Annotated in this window: 15 protein-coding genes; 10 read left to right on the top strand and 5 right to left on the bottom strand. The window is 58.6% G+C overall.

Annotated elements, in window-relative coordinates:
* Window positions 1-42: 42 nt before the first annotated feature.
* Window positions 43-1,494 carry an alanine/glycine:cation symporter family protein gene (locus ACYZTX_RS01215; RefSeq protein WP_462032611.1) on the bottom strand — a complete coding sequence of 484 codons (1,452 nt, stop codon included), beginning with the start codon at window positions 1,492-1,494 and terminating at the stop codon, window positions 43-45.
* Between the two features lie 498 nt (window positions 1,495-1,992).
* Complete coding sequence (gene aspA, locus ACYZTX_RS01210) at window positions 1,993-3,417, bottom strand: aspartate ammonia-lyase (protein ID WP_403142790.1); 1,425 nt, start codon at window positions 3,415-3,417, stop codon at window positions 1,993-1,995.
* A gap of 180 nt (window positions 3,418-3,597) precedes the next feature.
* Between aspA and ACYZTX_RS01205 the strand changes: the two genes are divergently transcribed.
* Window positions 3,598-4,506 (top strand): LysR substrate-binding domain-containing protein, encoded by a 909-nt coding sequence (locus tag ACYZTX_RS01205; RefSeq protein ID WP_462032610.1) that lies wholly within the window; start codon window positions 3,598-3,600, stop codon window positions 4,504-4,506.
* Window positions 4,507-4,539: 33 nt separating this feature from the next.
* On the opposite strand, the gene ACYZTX_RS01200 is transcribed toward ACYZTX_RS01205, so the two are convergent.
* Window positions 4,540-5,232, bottom strand: a complete 693-nt coding sequence (locus tag ACYZTX_RS01200; RefSeq protein ID WP_462032609.1) for a hypothetical protein — start codon at window positions 5,230-5,232, stop codon at window positions 4,540-4,542.
* A gap of 367 nt (window positions 5,233-5,599) precedes the next feature.
* Here ACYZTX_RS01200 and purE point away from each other — a divergent pair, with 367 nt between their 5' ends.
* From purE to ACYZTX_RS01180, 4 genes are all read left to right on the top strand, one after another.
* Window positions 5,600-6,091, top strand: coding sequence for a 5-(carboxyamino)imidazole ribonucleotide mutase (purE, locus tag ACYZTX_RS01195; protein ID WP_282376340.1), 492 nt, complete (start codon window positions 5,600-5,602; stop codon window positions 6,089-6,091).
* An 11-nt stretch (window positions 6,092-6,102) separates the two neighbouring features.
* Window positions 6,103-7,185, top strand: a complete 1,083-nt coding sequence (locus tag ACYZTX_RS01190) for a 5-(carboxyamino)imidazole ribonucleotide synthase (protein ID WP_462032608.1) — start codon at window positions 6,103-6,105, stop codon at window positions 7,183-7,185.
* 265 nt (window positions 7,186-7,450) lie between these two features.
* A complete protein-coding gene (locus ACYZTX_RS01185) occupies window positions 7,451-7,696 on the top strand; it encodes a GlsB/YeaQ/YmgE family stress response membrane protein (protein WP_462032607.1) in 246 nt (81 codons plus the stop codon).
* 88 nt (window positions 7,697-7,784) lie between these two features.
* On the top strand, window positions 7,785-8,321 hold the full coding sequence (locus tag ACYZTX_RS01180) for a DUF3299 domain-containing protein (RefSeq protein ID WP_462032606.1): 537 nt from the start codon (window positions 7,785-7,787) through the stop codon (window positions 8,319-8,321).
* Between the two features lie 117 nt (window positions 8,322-8,438).
* Here the strand turns inward: ACYZTX_RS01180 and ACYZTX_RS01175 are convergent, their stop codons facing one another.
* Window positions 8,439-9,338: a D-hexose-6-phosphate mutarotase gene (locus tag ACYZTX_RS01175; RefSeq protein WP_462032605.1), complete on the bottom strand. Its 900-nt coding sequence runs from the start codon at window positions 9,336-9,338 to the stop codon at window positions 8,439-8,441.
* A gap of 57 nt (window positions 9,339-9,395) precedes the next feature.
* A complete protein-coding gene (locus ACYZTX_RS01170; protein ID WP_007896491.1) occupies window positions 9,396-9,800 on the bottom strand; it encodes an acyl-CoA thioesterase in 405 nt (134 codons plus the stop codon).
* Window positions 9,801-10,163: 363 nt separating this feature from the next.
* On the opposite strand from ACYZTX_RS01170, the gene ACYZTX_RS01165 reads away from it, so the two are divergent.
* The 5 genes from ACYZTX_RS01165 to pstB all read left to right on the top strand — a co-directional run bounded on the left by ACYZTX_RS01165 (window position 10,164) and on the right by pstB (window position 17,786).
* Window positions 10,164-11,462 (top strand): MFS transporter, encoded by a 1,299-nt coding sequence (locus ACYZTX_RS01165; RefSeq protein WP_462032604.1) that lies wholly within the window; start codon window positions 10,164-10,166, stop codon window positions 11,460-11,462.
* 233 nt (window positions 11,463-11,695) lie between these two features.
* Window positions 11,696-12,694, top strand: a complete 999-nt coding sequence (locus tag ACYZTX_RS01160; RefSeq protein WP_462032603.1) for a phosphate ABC transporter substrate-binding protein PstS — start codon at window positions 11,696-11,698, stop codon at window positions 12,692-12,694.
* A 409-nt stretch (window positions 12,695-13,103) separates the two neighbouring features.
* Window positions 13,104-15,137 carry an ABC transporter permease subunit gene (locus ACYZTX_RS01155; protein WP_462036973.1) on the top strand — a complete coding sequence of 678 codons (2,034 nt, stop codon included), beginning with the start codon at window positions 13,104-13,106 and terminating at the stop codon, window positions 15,135-15,137.
* Between the two features lie 15 nt (window positions 15,138-15,152).
* Window positions 15,153-16,823, top strand: a complete 1,671-nt coding sequence (gene pstA, locus ACYZTX_RS01150) for a phosphate ABC transporter permease PstA (RefSeq protein ID WP_462032602.1) — start codon at window positions 15,153-15,155, stop codon at window positions 16,821-16,823.
* A gap of 129 nt (window positions 16,824-16,952) precedes the next feature.
* Complete coding sequence (gene pstB / locus ACYZTX_RS01145; protein WP_462032601.1) at window positions 16,953-17,786, top strand: phosphate ABC transporter ATP-binding protein PstB; 834 nt, start codon at window positions 16,953-16,955, stop codon at window positions 17,784-17,786.
* Window positions 17,787-17,818: the final 32 nt, after the last annotated feature.

Here is a 17,818-nt window from a genome sequence, read left to right as displayed (position 1 = left end):
CGAGCAGGCTCGCTCCCACATGGGATTGCGCACTTTAACTGATCAGCGTTGCGCTGCGGGTACGCCTCGCGGTTCAGCTTCGGCCTTAGGGGCGACAGCTGGCGGATTGGCAGGCCAGGCTTTCAAGTCCAGGTCCAGGTCCGGGAATTTGCTCGAATCGAACACGGGCGTCTTGATGCCGGCTGCGCGCTGGTCATCGTAGTCACGCAGGATGCGCATGCCGACTTTGAACAGCAGGAACAGCGCGATCAGGTTCACGAACGCCAGCAGGGTCATGGTGATGTCGGCGAAGGCGAACACCGTGCCGAGGTTTTCGATAGCACCCCAGAAGATCAACACCAGCACCAGTGCGCGGTAGCCGATCAGCGCCTTGCGGTTTTCACCGATCAGGAAGCGCAGGTTGCTCTCGCCCAGGTAGTAGTTGTAGAGAATCGAGGTGAACACGAACAACGCCAGCGCCACGGAGATAAACATCCGGCCCCATTCGCCGACTACGGCGGCCAGCGAGTTCTGGGTCAGGGCAATGCCGTCGCCTTCGAAGCCTGGCGTGTAGAAGCCCGAGAGCAGGATCAGCAACGCGGTGCAGGTGCAGATCACGAAGGTGTCGAGGAACACGCTGAACGCCTGAACCACGCCTTGTGCCACCGGGTGCTCGACCGACGCCACTGCGGCCACGTTCGGCGCACTGCCCAGGCCTGCTTCGTTGGCGAACACGCCGCGCTTCACGCCCATGACGATGGCGCTGCCGATCAGGCCGCCAAAGGCCTGGTCGAGACCGAAGGCGCTTTTGACGATGGTCATCAGCATCGCTGGAACGTGATCGAACTGCAGCACGATGACGTAGATGGTCACGCCGATGTACACCAGGGTTTTCACTGGCACCAACAGGTCAGCGACCTTGGCGATCCGCTTGATACCACCGATGAACACCAGACCCAGCAACACCGCCAGGGCCAGGCCCGTGTAAGTGGGGTCGAGGTCGAAAGCGTTTTTCAGCGAGTGGGTCACGGCGTGGGATTGCAGACCGTTGAAGGCGAAGCCGAAGGTGATCAGCAGCAGGAACGCCATGATCATGCCCAGCCAGCGTTTCTGCAGGCCGTGCTGGATGTAATAGGACGGGCCGCCACGGTATGTGCCGTCGGCGTCGCAGCGCTTGTAGAGCTGACCGAGGGAGCATTCGAAGAAGCTGCTGGACATGCCGACCAACGCGGTCACCCACATCCAGAACACCGCGCCCGGACCACCCAGGGTCACGGCGATACCGACACCGGCAATGTTGCCTGCACCGACCCGGCCGGCGAGGCTGAGCATCAGGGCCTGGAACGAACTGAGTTGACCGGCGCTGCTTTTCAGGCTGTCGCGGAACACCGCGAACATGTGGAAGAAGTGGCGCAATTGAACGAAACGCGAGCGGATCGTGAAGTAGCTACCGAGCCCGACAATGAGCACGATCAGTACTTTCCCTGAGAGGAAGTCGTTGATGACTTCAAGCATGGATTTTTCCTCGCTGTTTTTTGTGTAGGCAAATGCTGGAGGGTCAGAAATATCGCGTTACACCGGTTTGCGCGTGGCACAACAGGTGAGGCGAAGGTTCGTCCCGGTCCATATCGCGGGTTGTTATTAGTTCGGGTTTCGCATGGGTTTGGGCCTCGTTACCGACGACCGCTCACGCGAAGAGGGGCGGCACTATACCTATGAGCGTGCCGTCCGTCTGCACGGTTGTGGTGCAAAGATCGAAGCGAGGTGCTGCAAGATCAAAAGATCGCAGCCTTCGGCAGCTCCTACAGGTGTACGTCAAACCCTGTAGGAGCTGCCGAAGGCTGCGATCTTTGCGGTACCAGACATATTCGTATCCGCAAATGAGTTAAAAAAAAGGGCTTGGGGAATAAATCCCCAAGCCCTCAAAAGGTGAGAGGTGTCTAGTCCCTCGACCTGGTGAGCGTGGCGCTTGGTGCTCTTCGTTAAAAGAGCAAGCGCCGGCATTGCGTTCGGTTAAGCCTTCAGAGGCACCAGACGCGGAGCAATCATGTTTTCCGGGCGCAGGATGTCGGCGAGCATTTCGTCGTCGAGCAAGCCTTCTTCGCGCACCAGTTCCAGCACGCCGCGGCCGCTTTCGAGGGCGATACGGGCGATGCGGGTGGCGTTTTCATAACCGATGTACGGGTTCAGTGCAGTGACCAGACCGATCGAGTGTTCGACCAGTTCGCGGCAGCGCTCTTCGTTGGCAGTGATGCCGACGATGCAGTGCTCACGCAGCATGTCCATGGCGCGTTGCAGCAGGCGGATCGAGTCGAAGATCTTGAACGCGATCAGCGGCTCCATCACGTTCAGTTGCAACTGGCCACCTTCGGCCGCGATGGTCAGGGCCAGGTCATTGCCGATGATCTGGAACGCCACCTGGTTCACAGCTTCCGGGATGACCGGGTTAACCTTGCCGGGCATGATCGAGCTGCCAGGCTGACGCGCCGGCAGGTTGATTTCGTTGATGCCGGTGCGTGGGCCGCTGGACAACAGGCGCAGGTCGTTGCAGATCTTCGACAGCTTGACCGCGGTGCGCTTGAGCATGCCGGAGAACAGTACGAAGGCGCCCATGTCGGAGGTGGCTTCGATCAGGTCGGCGGCTGGAACCAGCGGTTGACCGCTGATCAGAGCCAGACGCTGAACGGCCAGGAGTTGGTAGCGGGGGTCGGCGTTGATGCCGGTGCCAATCGCGGTGCCGCCCAGGTTCACTTCGGTCAGCAGCTCAGGAGCCAGTGTCTTCAGACGCGCCAGGTCTTCGCCCAGCGTGGTGGCGAAGGCACGGAATTCTTGACCCAGGGTCATCGGCACGGCGTCTTGCAGCTGGGTACGACCCATCTTCAATACGTGGCTGAACTCTACACCTTTGGCGGCGAACGCCTGGATCAGGCTGTCGAGGCTGGCCAGCAACGCGTCGTGACCCAACAGCAGACCCAGACGAATCGCGGTCGGGTAGGCATCGTTGGTCGACTGCGCCATGTTCACGTCGTTGTTCGGGTGCAGGTATTGGTATTCGCCCTTCTGGTGACCCATGGCCTCCAGCGCGATGTTGGCGATGACTTCGTTGGCATTCATGTTGGTTGAAGTGCCAGCGCCGCCCTGAATCATGTCCACCACGAACTCTTCGTGGAAATCGCCGCGGATCAAACGTGCACAGGCTTCGCTGATGGCAGCGTGCTTGGCTTCACTCAGGTGACCCAGTTCGCGGTTGGCGTCAGCGGCGGCCTGTTTGACCATCGCCAGGCCGACAACCAGCTTCGGGTAATGCGAAATCGGAACGCCGGAGAGACGGAAGTTATTCACCGCTCGCAGGGTCTGGATGCCGTAATACGCTTGAGCAGGTACTTCGAGTACGCCAAGCAGGTCTTTTTCTGTGCGGAAAGATGCAGCGGAGGACATGATAGAAATCATCTCGATAGGGACCCGGTCTGTGCCGGAACACTGCAAATGCTAGGCTTGTGGAGAATTTTGGGCCAATGCTGTTAAACACTAGCCTATGCACATTCGGCATAATGCCGGTGTGACGCCGTGTCTGTGGCGAGCGTGTGACCTAAATTGGTGCGTGTCCGGGAGGCCGTAATGAACCTTGAAAGTAAATGGCTTGAGGACTTTAGTGCTCTGGCTGCCACCCGCAGCTTCTCCCAGGCTGCCGAAAGACGCTTCGTGACGCAGCCGGCGTTCAGTCGGCGGATCCGCAGCCTCGAATCTGCGTTGGGGCTGCAACTGGTCAATCGCTCGCGCACACCGATCGAGCTGACGGCGGCGGGGCAGCTGTTTCTGGTCACCGCGCGGACGGTGGTCGAGCAGCTCGGTGAAGTGTTGCGTCATCTCCATCACCTGGAAGGCGGGCAGGGCGAGGTGATGCAGGTTGCGGCCGCTCATTCGTTGGCGTTGGGTTTCTTTCCGCGGTGGATCGCGCAATTGCGCAACGAAGGTCTGAACATTGCCACGCGATTGGTGGCGACCAACGTCGGCGACGCGGTGCATGCGCTGCGTGAAGGCGGTTGTGACTTGATGTTGGCGTTTTATGACCCCGACGCCGCTATGCAGATGGACCCGGAAATCTTCCCGTCACTGCACCTCGGCCATACCGAGATGCTCCCGGTCTGCGCCGCGGATGCGGAAGGCAAGCCACTGTTCGATCTGGAAGGTGAAGGCAGTGTGCCGTTGCTCGCTTATAGCGCCGGGGCGTTTCTCGGGCGTTCGGTAAACATGCTGCTGCGCCAACGTGCGTTGCGCTTCACCACTATCTATGAGACCGCCATGGCCGACAGCCTGAAAAGCATGGCGCTTGAAGGGCTGGGCATCGCCTGGGTGCCGCAGCTCAGCGTGCGCGCCGAACTGGCGCGCGGTGAATTGGTGGTCTGCGGCGGCCCGCAATGGCATGTGCCGCTGGAGATTCGCTTGTATCGCTGTGCGCTGGTGCGCAAGGCGAATGTGCGGTTGTTGTGGCGCAAGCTCGAAGGTGGCGCGGCGGGCAACACTTGAAGAACGGGGCGCATCTTCCTGCTTGTGTAGTGGTTATGGAACACGACTCAGGTAGTTGCTTATCCGTGCGCGATTAGGGTCGGTAAAGACATAGCAGTTGGAGAGCAAAGGATTGACTTTGGCTGCCATGAAAGTTTCACACCACCATCCGTTATATCTAACTTCGGAGAACTCATGCTCCGCATCAAGCATATGGCCAAGTTCATGCCCGACAATTTGTTTGGAGTTTAACGTAGCGAGCGCGAACTGTTGCCCCATCCCTGCCAGGCCAAGCGTTTCACTATTCATCCACTCTTTGGTGAGCAGCATGAATTTCGTGGTTCGGCCAACAGGAAGGTTATTGGTCTCACGGTAGTTGATTCCAAGATCTTTCCATCCATCATAGGACGCCTGATTTTTTCCTCTGTACGCATAGTTTGTGTAGGGTGGAGCGTTGCGGATAAATATGACTGATACATCACGTCCCATCGTACTCCTGATCTCCTTTATGACAGGGAGAAAATGGTCCGGATAGATTGAAGGGATTTTTGATTCAGGAACATCATCATGTATGAAGGCGAAAATGAATATTGGTCTTTTTTCTACAGGAATGACACTCAGGGTTTTTGAACCAAAAGATTGGGCGAGTGGCCATGGTGTTTCGTCCTTTACGACAGTTGCTTGGACGGTTTGATTGACGAGTGCAGTTAATAGCAAAGTCAGTGCGAGTTTGTAGAGTCTTGGCATATGGAAGCTCAATTAATTAATATTTTTTTTGGGGGTTGCGGTTGTAAGCGCAGCCTGAATATTAATAAGGCTTATCAACTAACTTGTATTGGGTTGTTATGTTTCAGAGCGTGTGATGTTGTATTTTGGAAGAAAGAATCAGGCGCTATGTGCGCTGACTTCAGAGTCAATAAAATCACTGGTTTCGGCTGAAATCAATGAAGCGACAGTTGGTCGTAACGGGGGCTGTTTATCTGCCTCATTGAGGTATACTGCGCGGCCTTTGGCCGGCTCGTCCGGCCATAATTCGTACAATCAAGCCACGCATTTTGCGTGGTTTGTTGTTTTTTGACGCGCCTGAGGGCGCCCAGAGAGAAGAGGCACGACGATGAGTGCACTGGTTGGCGTGATCATGGGCTCCAAGTCCGATTGGTCCACCCTTAGCCACACCGCCGATATGCTGGAAAAGCTCGGCATCCCTTACGAGGTGAAGGTGGTTTCTGCCCACCGCACCCCGGACCTGCTCTTCCAGTACGCCGAAGAGGCTGAGGCGCGTGGCATCGAGGTGATCATCGCCGGTGCCGGCGGCGCGGCCCACTTGCCAGGCATGTGTGCGGCCAAGACCCACCTGCCGGTGCTGGGCGTGCCGGTGCAGTCGTCGATGCTCTCGGGCGTCGATTCGCTGCTGTCTATCGTGCAGATGCCCGCGGGCATTCCCGTCGCCACCCTGGCCATCGGCAAGGCTGGCGCGATCAACGCAGCGCTGCTCTCGGCGAGTATCCTCGGCGCCAAGCACCCGCAGTTCCACACGGTGCTGAAAACTTTCCGTGCTGAGCAGACAGACAGCGTCCTGGACAATCCAGACCCACGCATCGCCTGAGGTTGTTGACGATGAAGATCGGTGTAATCGGTGGCGGCCAGTTGGGTCGCATGTTGGCGCTGGCGGGCACTCCGCTGGGCATGAACTTCGCTTTCCTGGACCCCGCACCGGATGCTTGCGCAGCCGCGTTGGGCGAACACCTGCGGGCCGATTACGGCGATCAGGATCACCTGCGTCAGCTGGCCGATGAAGTCGATCTGGTGACTTTCGAGTTCGAGAGCGTTCCGGCCGAAACCGTGGCCTTCCTGTCGCAATTCGTCCCGGTCTACCCAAGTGCCGAAGCCCTGCGCATTGCCCGTGATCGTTGGTTCGAAAAAAGCATGTTCAAGGACCTGGGGATTCCCACCCCGGCGTTTGCCGACATTCAATCGCAAGCCGATCTGGAGGGTGCGGTTGCTTCCATCGGTCTGCCGGCCGTGCTTAAAACCCGCACCCTGGGTTATGACGGCAAGGGTCAGAAAGTCCTGCGTAAACCTGAAGACGTGGCTGGCACCTTCGCCGAATTGGGCAGCGTGGCCTGCCTGCTCGAAGGTTTCGTGCCGTTCACCGGCGAAGTCTCGTTGATTGCCGTGCGCGCTCGCGATGGTGAGACCAGGTTTTATCCGCTGGTTCACAACACCCACGACAGCGGCATCCTCAAGCTGTCCGTGGCCAGCACCGACCATCCACTGCAAGCACTGGCCGAAGACTATTCCAGCCGCGTGCTCAAGCAGCTGAATTACGTCGGCGTGATGGCGTTCGAGTTCTTTGAAGTCGACGGTGGCCTCAAGGCCAACGAGATTGCCCCGCGGGTTCACAACTCGGGTCACTGGACTACTGAAGGCGCCGAGTGCAGCCAGTTCGAAAACCACCTGCGGGCCGTTGCCGGTCTGCCACTGGGTTCGACGGCCAAGGTCGGTGAAAGCGCAATGATCAACTTCATCGGTAAAGTGCCGGACACCGAACAAGTCCTGGCCATTGCCGATTGCCATCTGCATCACTATGGCAAGGCGTTCAAGGTCGGTCGCAAGGTCGGTCACGCCAATCTGCGTTGTGCAGACTGCGAGACGCTGGCTGCACAGATCCTCAAGGTCGAAGCGCTCATCGCCGAATAGTTTCATGTGGCAGCGGCGGAACCATTCAGGTGCCGCCGTTCTCTCATGGCAGGATGCGAAAGTCTGACTAGGCTTCGTCAAGGTGTCCTGTCTCACCAATACTGTTCCTTTTTGACGGCGCCTGTTGCCGTCATGCTGCGTTGCCGCTCCTCGCCATAGCGGGCTATGACTCGTCGCGGTGCCTTGATTGACGACAACAGCCACTCATCAAAAGAGGAACGTATTGGTGAGACAGGACACAGCCATTCAATCAGAGGGGAATGCCATGGGAATTATTGGAACCATCTTTATCGGCTTGATCGTCGGCTTGCTGGCTCGGTTCCTGAAACCGGGCGATGACAGCATGGGCTGGATCATGACCATCTTGCTCGGTATCGGCGGTTCGCTGGCGGCCACTTATGGCGGCCAGGCTCTGGGCTTCTATCGGGCCGGCGAAGGCGCAGGCTTCCTGGGTGCGCTGGTGGGCGCCGTGATCTTGCTGGTGATCTACGGCTTGATCAAAAGGAACTGATTTAAGCGACAAAGCCCTCTCTGCTGCGCAAGCCGGGAGGGCTAGAATGCTCGGCGTTGCACTGTCCTCTCCTTTGCCGAGCACCTCCATGCGCCGTCTTTTACTGACTTTCCTTTTACTGGGCACGGGCCTTGCCCAAGCTGGCGAACTGCCGGAGACCGACTGGCTCGAATTGATGCCCAAGTCGGACCAGAAAGCCCTCGAAGTCATGCCCGAAATCGACCACAACTCCCCCGAGGCCAATGGCACCTTTACTGAGAAGGGTGGCATGAAGCAGAGCAAGGGCTTGCCGGCGGTGATGTACTCAACCAAAACCGTGCCGTCGATGAACGACAAGAACATCCGTATCGGCGGATATCCGGTGCCGCTGGAGTCCGACGCCAAGGGCCGCAGCACGCTGTTCTTCCTCGTGCCGTATCCGGGCGCCTGCATCCACGTGCCGCCACCACCGCCTAATCAATTGGTGCTGGTGCGTTATCCGAAAGGCTTGAAGCTGGATGATATCTACACGCCGCTGTGGGTGACCGGCACGCTGAAGATCGAGAAGGTCAACAATGACCTGGCCGATGCGGCGTATGCGCTGGATGCGGCGAAGGTGCGGGTGGTGGAAGAGTCGGATCTGTAGAAATTCAAAACTGTGGGAGCGAGCCTGCTCGCGATGAGGCCATAACATCCAACATCAATATTGACTGTTAAGCCGTCATCGCGAGCAGGCTCGCTCCCACATTGGTTTTGGTGTTGCTTATAAAAGCTTGCTGGCGATGCTCACACCAAGGGTATGGCTCGCACCCGGCGCCAATGTCACCACATCGTCCATCACATTCGCCGTTTCAATGCACAGCATCCGCTGCCAGCCATCGTCCGCCATGTCACTGAACGCCGCAGCGCGATCAATCCACGGATTCCAGATCACTGCCGAGCGTGAACCGCTGCTGGTCAACTCGATGCGCCGCTCCCAGGCCGGATCGACAATGCTCAGCTTCGCCGGGGTATTGAGGTAGATGCGATCGGTTTCGCCAGCGAAATGCAGGTTGCCGGTCTGAGTGGCGGTTTTCCAGTCGTCCAGTGTTTCGATGTAACTCAAGCCATCCAACCCTTCGACATGCACATTGCGTACATCGCTGACCGCGAAATAGCTGTGCAGCGCCTGGCTGATGGTGACGTTGTCAGTGCCTTGGTTGTGGCTGGTCAGGCTGATGTGCAGCTGCTCATCCAGACGAATGCTCAGCTTCAAATCCACCTGATGCGGCCAGCCTGGCAAGCCGCCGTCAGGGTAGGGCAGGATAAATTCCACTTTGAGGCTTTCGCCCTCGGTTTCAATGCCACCCAATTCCCAGTCCATCGCCCTTACCAGCCCGTGGGCGGTCGGCGGTTCATTGCTGACGCGCATCGCCTGAACGCTTTGCGGGTTGCGCGGCAGGTTACCAAACCACGGCCAGCACACTGGAACCCCGGCGCGGATGCTCTTGCCAGTCTTGAACACCGCCTCGTCGTTGAGCCAGATCAGCGGCGGTTGCCCGGCCAATTGATAACTGAGGATGTGCGCGCCTTGCTGGGCGACCAGCAATTCGGCCTGACCGTGGCGGATGCGCCAGCAGTTCAGTTCATCCAGTTTCACGGCTTCAACGTTGGGCGTGCTCATGGGGCAATTCTCGATCAGGAACAATGACTGCAATGGACCGCTGAAAGGTCGCAGTGTTTAACGAGCTCGTGGCGGAACCGAACGGGTGCGGCCGCTGCCATCGATGGCGACGAACACAAACACGGCTTCAGTCACTTTACGCCACTCGCTGGACAGCGGATCGTCACTCCAGACTTCGACCATCATCTGAATCGAGCTGCGGCCGATTTCCAGCGCCTGGGTATAGAAGGAGAGCTGAGCGCCCACCGCTACCGGAACCAGAAACGCCATACGGTCGATTGCAACAGTGGCCACGCGCCCGCCCGCGACTTTGCTGGCCATTGCGGTGCCGGCCAAATCCATTTGCGCTACCAGCCAGCCGCCGAAAATATCGCCAAAGCCGTTGGTTTCGCGAGGGAGCGCGGTAATTTGCAGGGCAAGGTCGCCTTGCGGGATTGGATCTTCTTGTTCGAGCTCTATCATGCCGGGGGTGCCTCTGACCCGTGACTCTTCATATAGGTAGCGGGTGAATAGCCGTCTTGGAAAAACGATTCAGCCCCGAACATACTACGTTCGTCACGTTTTTCGTAAGGCGCCTAAAGGGAAACTCTGCGAAATCGGCTGACGGGTGCCAACGACGTTTTCGCACAGCAACCCCTTACAAGCAGGTGCAGGTTTGCGAGTATATCGGTCGGTAGACTCCGAGACGACCGTCCGGTTCTCATTTTGACCGTCAATTACGCACCTCTATGTGCTTTTTCGAACAATTTGTTATCGTGCCGGACCTGCCCAAGCCTCCGCCAGCGTTGTTGGGGTTGCAGATCCGACTATAAGAGAAGCCTTGCCATGACCACCGCGCCCTCAAGCATCGCGCAGCCTACTCAGTCCGCACGTCCGCTGACCCGCAACGACTACAAGACTTTATCGCTGTCCGCCCTGGGCGGCGCGCTGGAGTTTTACGACTTCATTATTTTCGTGTTCTTCGCCACCGTGGTGGGCAAGCTGTTCTTCCCGGCCGACATGCCCGAGTGGCTGCGCTTGATGCAGACCTTCGGGATCTTTGCCGCCGGCTACCTGGCGCGGCCACTGGGCGGCATCGTCATGGCGCACTTCGGCGACCTGCTAGGACGCAAGAAGATGTTCACCCTGAGCATTTTCATGATGGCGGTGCCGACCCTGATCATGGGTTTGCTGCCGACTTACGCGCAGATCGGCATGTGGGCGCCGATCCTGTTGCTGCTGATGCGGGTGATTCAGGGCGCGGCGATTGGCGGTGAAGTGCCGGGCGCGTGGGTTTTCGTTTCCGAACACGTTCCACAGCGTCATATCGGCTACGCCTGCGGCACCCTGACCAGCGGTCTGACGGCAGGCATCCTGCTGGGGTCGCTGGTCGCCACCGCGATCAACAGCATTTACACCCCGGTGGAAGTGTCGGATTACGCCTGGCGGATTCCGTTCCTGCTGGGTGGCGTGTTCGGCCTGTTCTCGGTTTACCTGCGCCGCTGGTTGCACGAGACGCCGGTGTTTGCCGAGCTGCAACTGCGCAAGGCCTTGGCTGAAGAAGTGCCGCTGCGTGCCGTGTTGCGTGACCATCGCGGGGCAATCCTGATTTCCATGCTGCTGACCTGGCTGCTGTCCGCCGGCATCATCGTGGTCATTCTGATGACCCCGACCGTGCTGCAGACGGTTTACCACTTCGCACCGACTACCGCGTTGCAGGCCAATAGCCTGGCGATTGTGTTCCTGAGCTTTGGTTGCGTGGCTTCCGGTGCACTGGCTGACCGATTTGGTGCGGGTCGGGTATTCGTGTTTGGCAGTGCTGCGTTGTTGATTAGTTCGTGGACTTTCTACCACAGCCTGTTCAACCACCCTGACTGGCTGTTCCCGATGTACGCCTTGACTGGCTTGCTGGTCGGCACCATCGGTGCAGTGCCGTACGTGATGGTCAAAGCCTTCCCGGCGGTGGTGCGTTTCAGCGGGTTGTCGTTTTCGTACAACCTGGCTTACGCCATCTTCGGCGGATTGACCCCGATGGTCGTGACCCTGTTGCTCAAGGAAAGCCCGATGGGGCCTGCCTACTATGTGGCGATTATTTGTGGTGTGGGGATTCTGGTGGGTGCTTATCTCTGGAAGAAGGGTCGCTAAGCCGAATTATTTCATCGACTGCACTGACCCCTTCGCGAGCAGGCTCGCTCCCACATTGGAATGCATTTCCTTGTGGGAGCGAGCCTGCTCGCGAATGGAGCGACGCGAAATATCCTGCAAAAAAGCCGAATACTGGCCTTTCATCTAATTGTCATATTTCAGCCATAGAGTGTTCACACGGCCTGCTGATACTTGGCCCCGACTTAACACACCCTATCTGCTAGGAGTAAGGCATGAAACTGAAGCGTTTGATGGCGGCAATGACTTTTGTCGCTGCTGGCGTTGCGACTGCCAACGCGGTTGCCGCTGTTGACCCTGCTATCCCGAGCTACACCAAGACCACTGGTGTGTCGGGCAACCTGTCCAGCGTCGGCTCCGATACCCTGGCCAACCTCATGACCCTGTGGGCTGAGAACTACAAAAAAGAATACCCGAACGTAAACATCCAGATTCAGGCCGCCGGTTCTTCGACCGCGCCACCTGCGCTGACTGAAGGCACCGCTAACCTGGGCCCGATGAGCCGCAAGATGAAGGACAACGAGCTGCAGGCCTTCGAAACCAAATATGGCTACAAGCCAACCGCTATTCCGGTTGCCGTGGATGCCCTGGCTGTGTTCGTGCACAAAGACAACCCGATCCAGCACATGACCATGGAACAAGTCGACGCGATCTTCTCGTCCACTCGTCTGTGCGGCGCTAAAACCGACGTGAAAACCTGGGGTGACCTGGGTGTGACCGGCGACCTGGCGAACAAGCCGGTTCAACTGTTCGGTCGTAACTCGGTATCGGGCACCTATGGCTACTTCAAAGAAGAAGCCTTGTGCAAAGGTGACTACAAGCCAAACGTCAACGAACAACCAGGTTCGGCTTCGGTCGTACAGTCGATCAGCTCCTCGCTGAACGGCGTTGGTTACTCGGGCATTGGCTACAAAACCGCTAGCGTTAAAACGGTAGCTCTGGCCAAGAAAGGCAGCACCGAGTTCGTCGAAGACACCGAAGAAAACGCCCTGAACGGCAAGTACCCGCTGTCGCGCTTCCTCTACGTTTACGTCAACAAAGCCCCGAACAAGCCTCTGGCCCCGCTGGAAGCCGAGTTCGTGAAGCTGATTCTGTCCAAACAGGGTCAGGAAGTTGTGGTGAAAGACGGCTACATCCCACTGCCGGCCAAGGTTGCTGCAAAAGCACTGGCTGACCTGGGTCTGCAAGAAGGTAGCAACGTAGCAAAAAAGTAAAACCCTGAACCCGGGGTAATCCCGGGTTCAATGTGGGAGCGACGGTGCCGCTCCCACATACCCCCAAATTTTTGGTCCGCTGCCAGTTCCCACAGGCGGCGGATTTGTTGCGTCACTGCATTGTCATCTTTCTGTCATATAGGACCGCTAGGGTGTGCGCATGAATGATCTGGCCAATTCCACCATGACTACTAATCCTCCCAAGCGAATTGATTTCAATACGCCTGAGCTGCAACGCAAGCGCCGCATCCGCGCGCTCAAAGATCGCCTGACCCGCTGGTACGTCCTCGTGGGCGGCCTTGCCGTTCTCGGCGCGATTACGCTGATCTTCTTCTTCCTCGCCTACGTCGTCTTCCCTCTGTTCCAGGGTGCCGACCTGACGACCAAGGACGCCATCACGCCGGCCTGGATGCAAGACGCCGGCAAGCCGTTGATGATCTCCCTGGAAGAACAGAACCAGGTCGCCATGCGCGTTTCCGACAAGGGGCAGGCGCTGTTCTTCGACATCGACAGTGGCGCCGAACTTAAGCGCGTCGATCTGCCGGTTCCGGCGGGTGCCAGCGTCACGTCCATCGGCGAAGACCAGCCCGGCCATCCGCTGGTAGCGGTGGGTTTCTCCAACGGCCAGGCCTTGGTGTTCCGTCACACCTATAAAGTCAGCTACCCGGATGGCAAGAAGACGATCACGCCAGCCATCGAGTACCCGTACGGCGAAACCCCGATAGCGCTGAACGAGACTGGCGGTGCGCTGGAGCATGTCAGCCTTAACGCCACCGACACCACGCTGATGCTGGTCGGCTCTACCGGTGCGCAACTCAATGTTCTATCGCTGACCAGCGAAGAAAACATGATGACCGGCGAAATCACCAACGAGCAGAAGCGCATCGATCTGCCGCAGATGACCGAGCCGGTGAAGAACATCTTCGTCGACCCGCGCCAGCAATGGCTGTACGTGATTAACGGTCGCGCCCAGGCCGACGTATTCAGCCTGCGTGACAAGAGCCTCAACGGTCGTTACAAGCTGCTCGAAAATGGCGATGCCGAGATTACCGCCAGTACTCAACTGGTCGGCGGTATCTCGCTGATCCTGGGTGATTCGAAGGGCGGTCTGGCCCAGTGGTTCATGGCCCGCGACCCGGATGGCGAGCAGCGTCTGAAGCAGATCCGCACCTTCCAGATGGGCACTACGCCAATCCTTGAAATCACCGCCGAAGAACGTCGCAAAGGCTTTGTTGCTCTTGACGCTGCAGGCAAGCTCGGCGTGTTCCACAGCACCGCTCACCGCACCTTGCTGGTGGATCAGGTGGTCGATGGCCAAGGCCTTTTCGGTCTGTCGCCACGGGCCAACCGCATCATTGTGGAGCAGGGCGGCAAGCTGCAACCGCTGCTTCTCGACAACCCGCACCCGGAAGTTTCCTGGAGCGCGTTGTGGAGCAAAGTCTGGTACGAGAACTACGACGAGCCTAAATACGTCTGGCAATCGACCGCCGCCAACACCGATTTCGAACCGAAGCTGAGCCTGTCGCCACTGACCTTCGGCACCCTGAAGGCCGCGTTCTACGCCATGCTGCTGGCTGCACCACTGGCCGTCGCCGCTGCAATCTACACCGCGTACTTCATGGCCCCGAGCTTGCGCCGCAAGGTCAAGCCGGTGATCGAGTTGATGGAAGCGATGCCGACGGTGATCCTCGGTTTCTTCGCCGGCCTGTTCCTCGCGCCGTATGTGGAAGGTCATTTACCGGGCATCTTCAGCCTGCTGATGCTCCTGCCGATCGGCATTCTGGTGGCCGGTTTTGTCTTCAGCCGCCTGCCTGAGTCCATCCGCCTGAAAGTGCCGGACGGCTGGGAAAGCGCGATTCTGATTCCGGTGATCCTGTTCGTGGGCTGGCTGTCGCTGTACATGAGCCCGTACATGGAAACCTGGTTCTTCGGTGGCGACATGCGCATGTGGATCTCCCACGACCTGGGCATCACCTACGACCAGCGCAACGCTCTGGTGGTTGGTCTGGCCATGGGCTTCGCCGTGATCCCGAACATCTATTCCATCGCCGAAGACGCCGTGTTCAGCGTGCCTCGCGGATTGACCCTCGGTTCTCTGGCCCTCGGTGCCACGCCGTGGCAGACCATGACGCGGGTGGTGATCCTCACCGCCAGCCCGGGCATCTTCTCGGCGCTGATGATCGGCATGGGCCGTGCGGTCGGTGAAACCATGATCGTGCTGATGGCCACCGGTAACACCCCAGTCATGGAAATGAACTTGTTCGAAGGCCTGCGCACTCTGGCGGCCAACGTTGCGGTGGAAATGCCCGAATCGGAAGTCGGCGGCAGCCACTACCGCGTGCTATTCCTCTCGGCGCTGGTGCTGCTGTTGTTCACCTTCGTCATGAACACCCTCGCGGAACTGATTCGTCAGCGTCTGCGCAAGAAATACTCGTCGCTTTAAGAAAGGTAGAAGTCTGTGAAACAGAACTCCCTGAACGGATGGTTCAAGAGCGGCGCCCCTGGCGTCTGGATCAGCGGCGGCGCGGTGTCCATCGCGGTCATCATGACCATTGGCTTGCTGGCGGTGATTGCCGTGCGCGGTCTGGGTCACTTTTGGCCGGCGGACTTGATTCACGCCAGCTACGACGTGCCGGGCCAGGCTAATCACCTGGTCATCGGCGAGATCGTGCAGAAAGAAGAAGTGCCGCGCGAGCGCCTGAAAAGCGCTGGCCTGCCGGTGCCCGATCAGGGCCCGGAGTTCATGACCCGCGAACTGATCAAGGTCGGCAACCGTGACTTGAACGGCAACGACTTCACCTGGATCGTCGGCGAGTGGCTGACTAACCAGAAGACCCCGCCTGAGTTGATGGCCATTGAGCGTCGCGAGTGGGGCAATTTCTACGGTTATCTGGTCAACGTCAAACAGGACGGCAAGGTCATCGCTGAAGGCGAGGCCGCGTGGCCTGAGTTGCAGGCCCGTGTCGATCGCGTCAACAATCTTGCCGCGCAGCTCAAGAGCCTGGAAAAATCCGACATCGGCGCGATCAACGCAGGACTTGAACGCGTCCGTCTGCACGGTCGAAAACTGGAACTGGCCGGAAATCTCGACGCCGCCGCGCAAGCGGACATGGAATCCGAGCGCGCCGAGCTCAACGCTCGTTATCAAGACATTGAAGCCCGCCTGAACGACCTGCACGCTCAGTTCAATCGCGACAGCCTGACGGCCCGCGATGCAAACGGCAAAGAGATCGAAATCGGTATTGGCAAAGTGGTTCATGCCTACCAGCCGAACGCGATGGGCACCTTCACCAAGATCGGTTTCTACTTCAGCAAGATGTGGGAATTCCTCAGCGACGACCCGCGTGAAGCGAACACCGAAGGCGGGATCTTCCCGGCGATTTTCGGCACTGTGATGATGACCCTGATCATGGCGATGGTCGTGACGCCGTTCGGCGTGCTGGCGGCGGTCTACCTGCGTGAGTATGCGAAACAGAACACCATGACTCGTCTGATCCGCATCGCGGTGAACAACCTGGCGGGCGTTCCGGCTATCGTCTACGGCGTGTTCGGTCTGGGCTTCTTCGTCTACGTACTCGGCGGTTCGGTCGACCGGTTGTTCTTCCCTGAAGCGCTGCCGGCACCGACCTTCGGTACGCCGGGTCTGCTCTGGGCGTCCCTGACCCTGGCGTTGCTGGCGGTGCCGGTGGTGATCGTGGCCACCGAAGAAGGCCTGGCGCGGATTCCTCGCACCGTGCGTGAAGGCTCGTTGGCCCTCGGCGCGACCAAGGCTGAAACCTTGTGGAAGATCGTGCTGCCAATGGCCAGCCCGGCGATGATGACCGGCATGATCCTCGCCGTGGCTCGCGCCGCCGGTGAAGTGGCGCCGCTGATGCTGGTAGGTGTGGTGAAGCTGGCGCCGTCGTTGCCGCTGGATGGCAACTACCCGTACCTTCACCTGGATCAGAAGATCATGCACTTGGGCTTCCACATTTATGACGTGGGCTTCCAGAGCCCGAACGTCGAGGCCGCGCGGCCGCTGGTGTACGCCACGGCGCTGCTGCTGGTGCTGGTGATCGCTACGCTCAACCTGTCAGCCGTATACATCCGAAACCACCTGCGCGAGAAATACAAAGCGCTGGATAGCTGATTTCATGCAGCACTGATTTTCCTGTGGGGCGAGCCTGCTCGCGAAGCTTTTGGCGCCAGTGATGGCCCCTTCGCGAGCAGGCTCGCTCCCACACAACCGAACCGAATTTGTTAGCACAGGGAGCCTCCCATGCAGCACGAAACACATACCCACGGCATCAACATGTCGGCCTTGGGCCGCGACAAACAGAGCTTGAGCCTCGAGCAGGAAACCGTCGCGATCGAAGTACCAGGCCTGAACCTGTTCTACGGCGACAAACAAGCGCTGTACGACGTCAGCCTGAACATCCCGAAACAGCGCGTGACCGCCTTCATCGGCCCGTCCGGCTGCGGCAAATCCACGCTGCTGCGTACGTTCAACCGCATGAATGATCTGGTGGACGGCTGCCGTGTCGAAGGCGCGATCAACCTCTACGGCAACAACATCTACCGCAAGGGTGAAGACGTGGCTGAGCTGCGTCGTCGCGTTGGCATGGTGTTCCAGAAGCCTAACCCGTTCCCGAAAACCATCTACGAGAACGTGGTCTACGGCCTGCGCATTCAAGGCATCAACAAGAAGCGCATCCTCGACGAAGCCGTCGAGTGGGCGTTGAAAGGCGCGGCGCTGTGGGACGAAGTCAAAGACCGTCTGCATGAATCGGCACTCGGTCTGTCCGGCGGTCAGCAACAACGTCTGGTGATCGCTCGTACCATCGCCGTGGAGCCAGAAGTGCTGCTGCTCGACGAACCGTGCTCGGCACTCGACCCGATCTCCACGCTGAAAGTCGAAGAGCTGATCTACGAACTGAAATCGAAGTTCACCATCGTCATCGTGACCCACAACATGCAACAGGCCGCGCGGGTTTCCGACTACACGGCGTTCATGTACATGGGCAAACTGGTGGAATTCGGCGACACCGACACCCTGTTCACCAATCCGGCGAAGAAGCAGACCGAAGACTACATCACTGGTCGCTACGGCTAGGAAGCTGTTGTTGCTCACTGAACTGACGCTGC

It is taken from the genome of Pseudomonas sp. MDT1-17 (genome assembly GCF_054898105.1).
The sequence above is the reverse complement of the archived record's forward strand: the minus strand, read 5'-3'. Positions and strand labels throughout refer to the sequence as shown.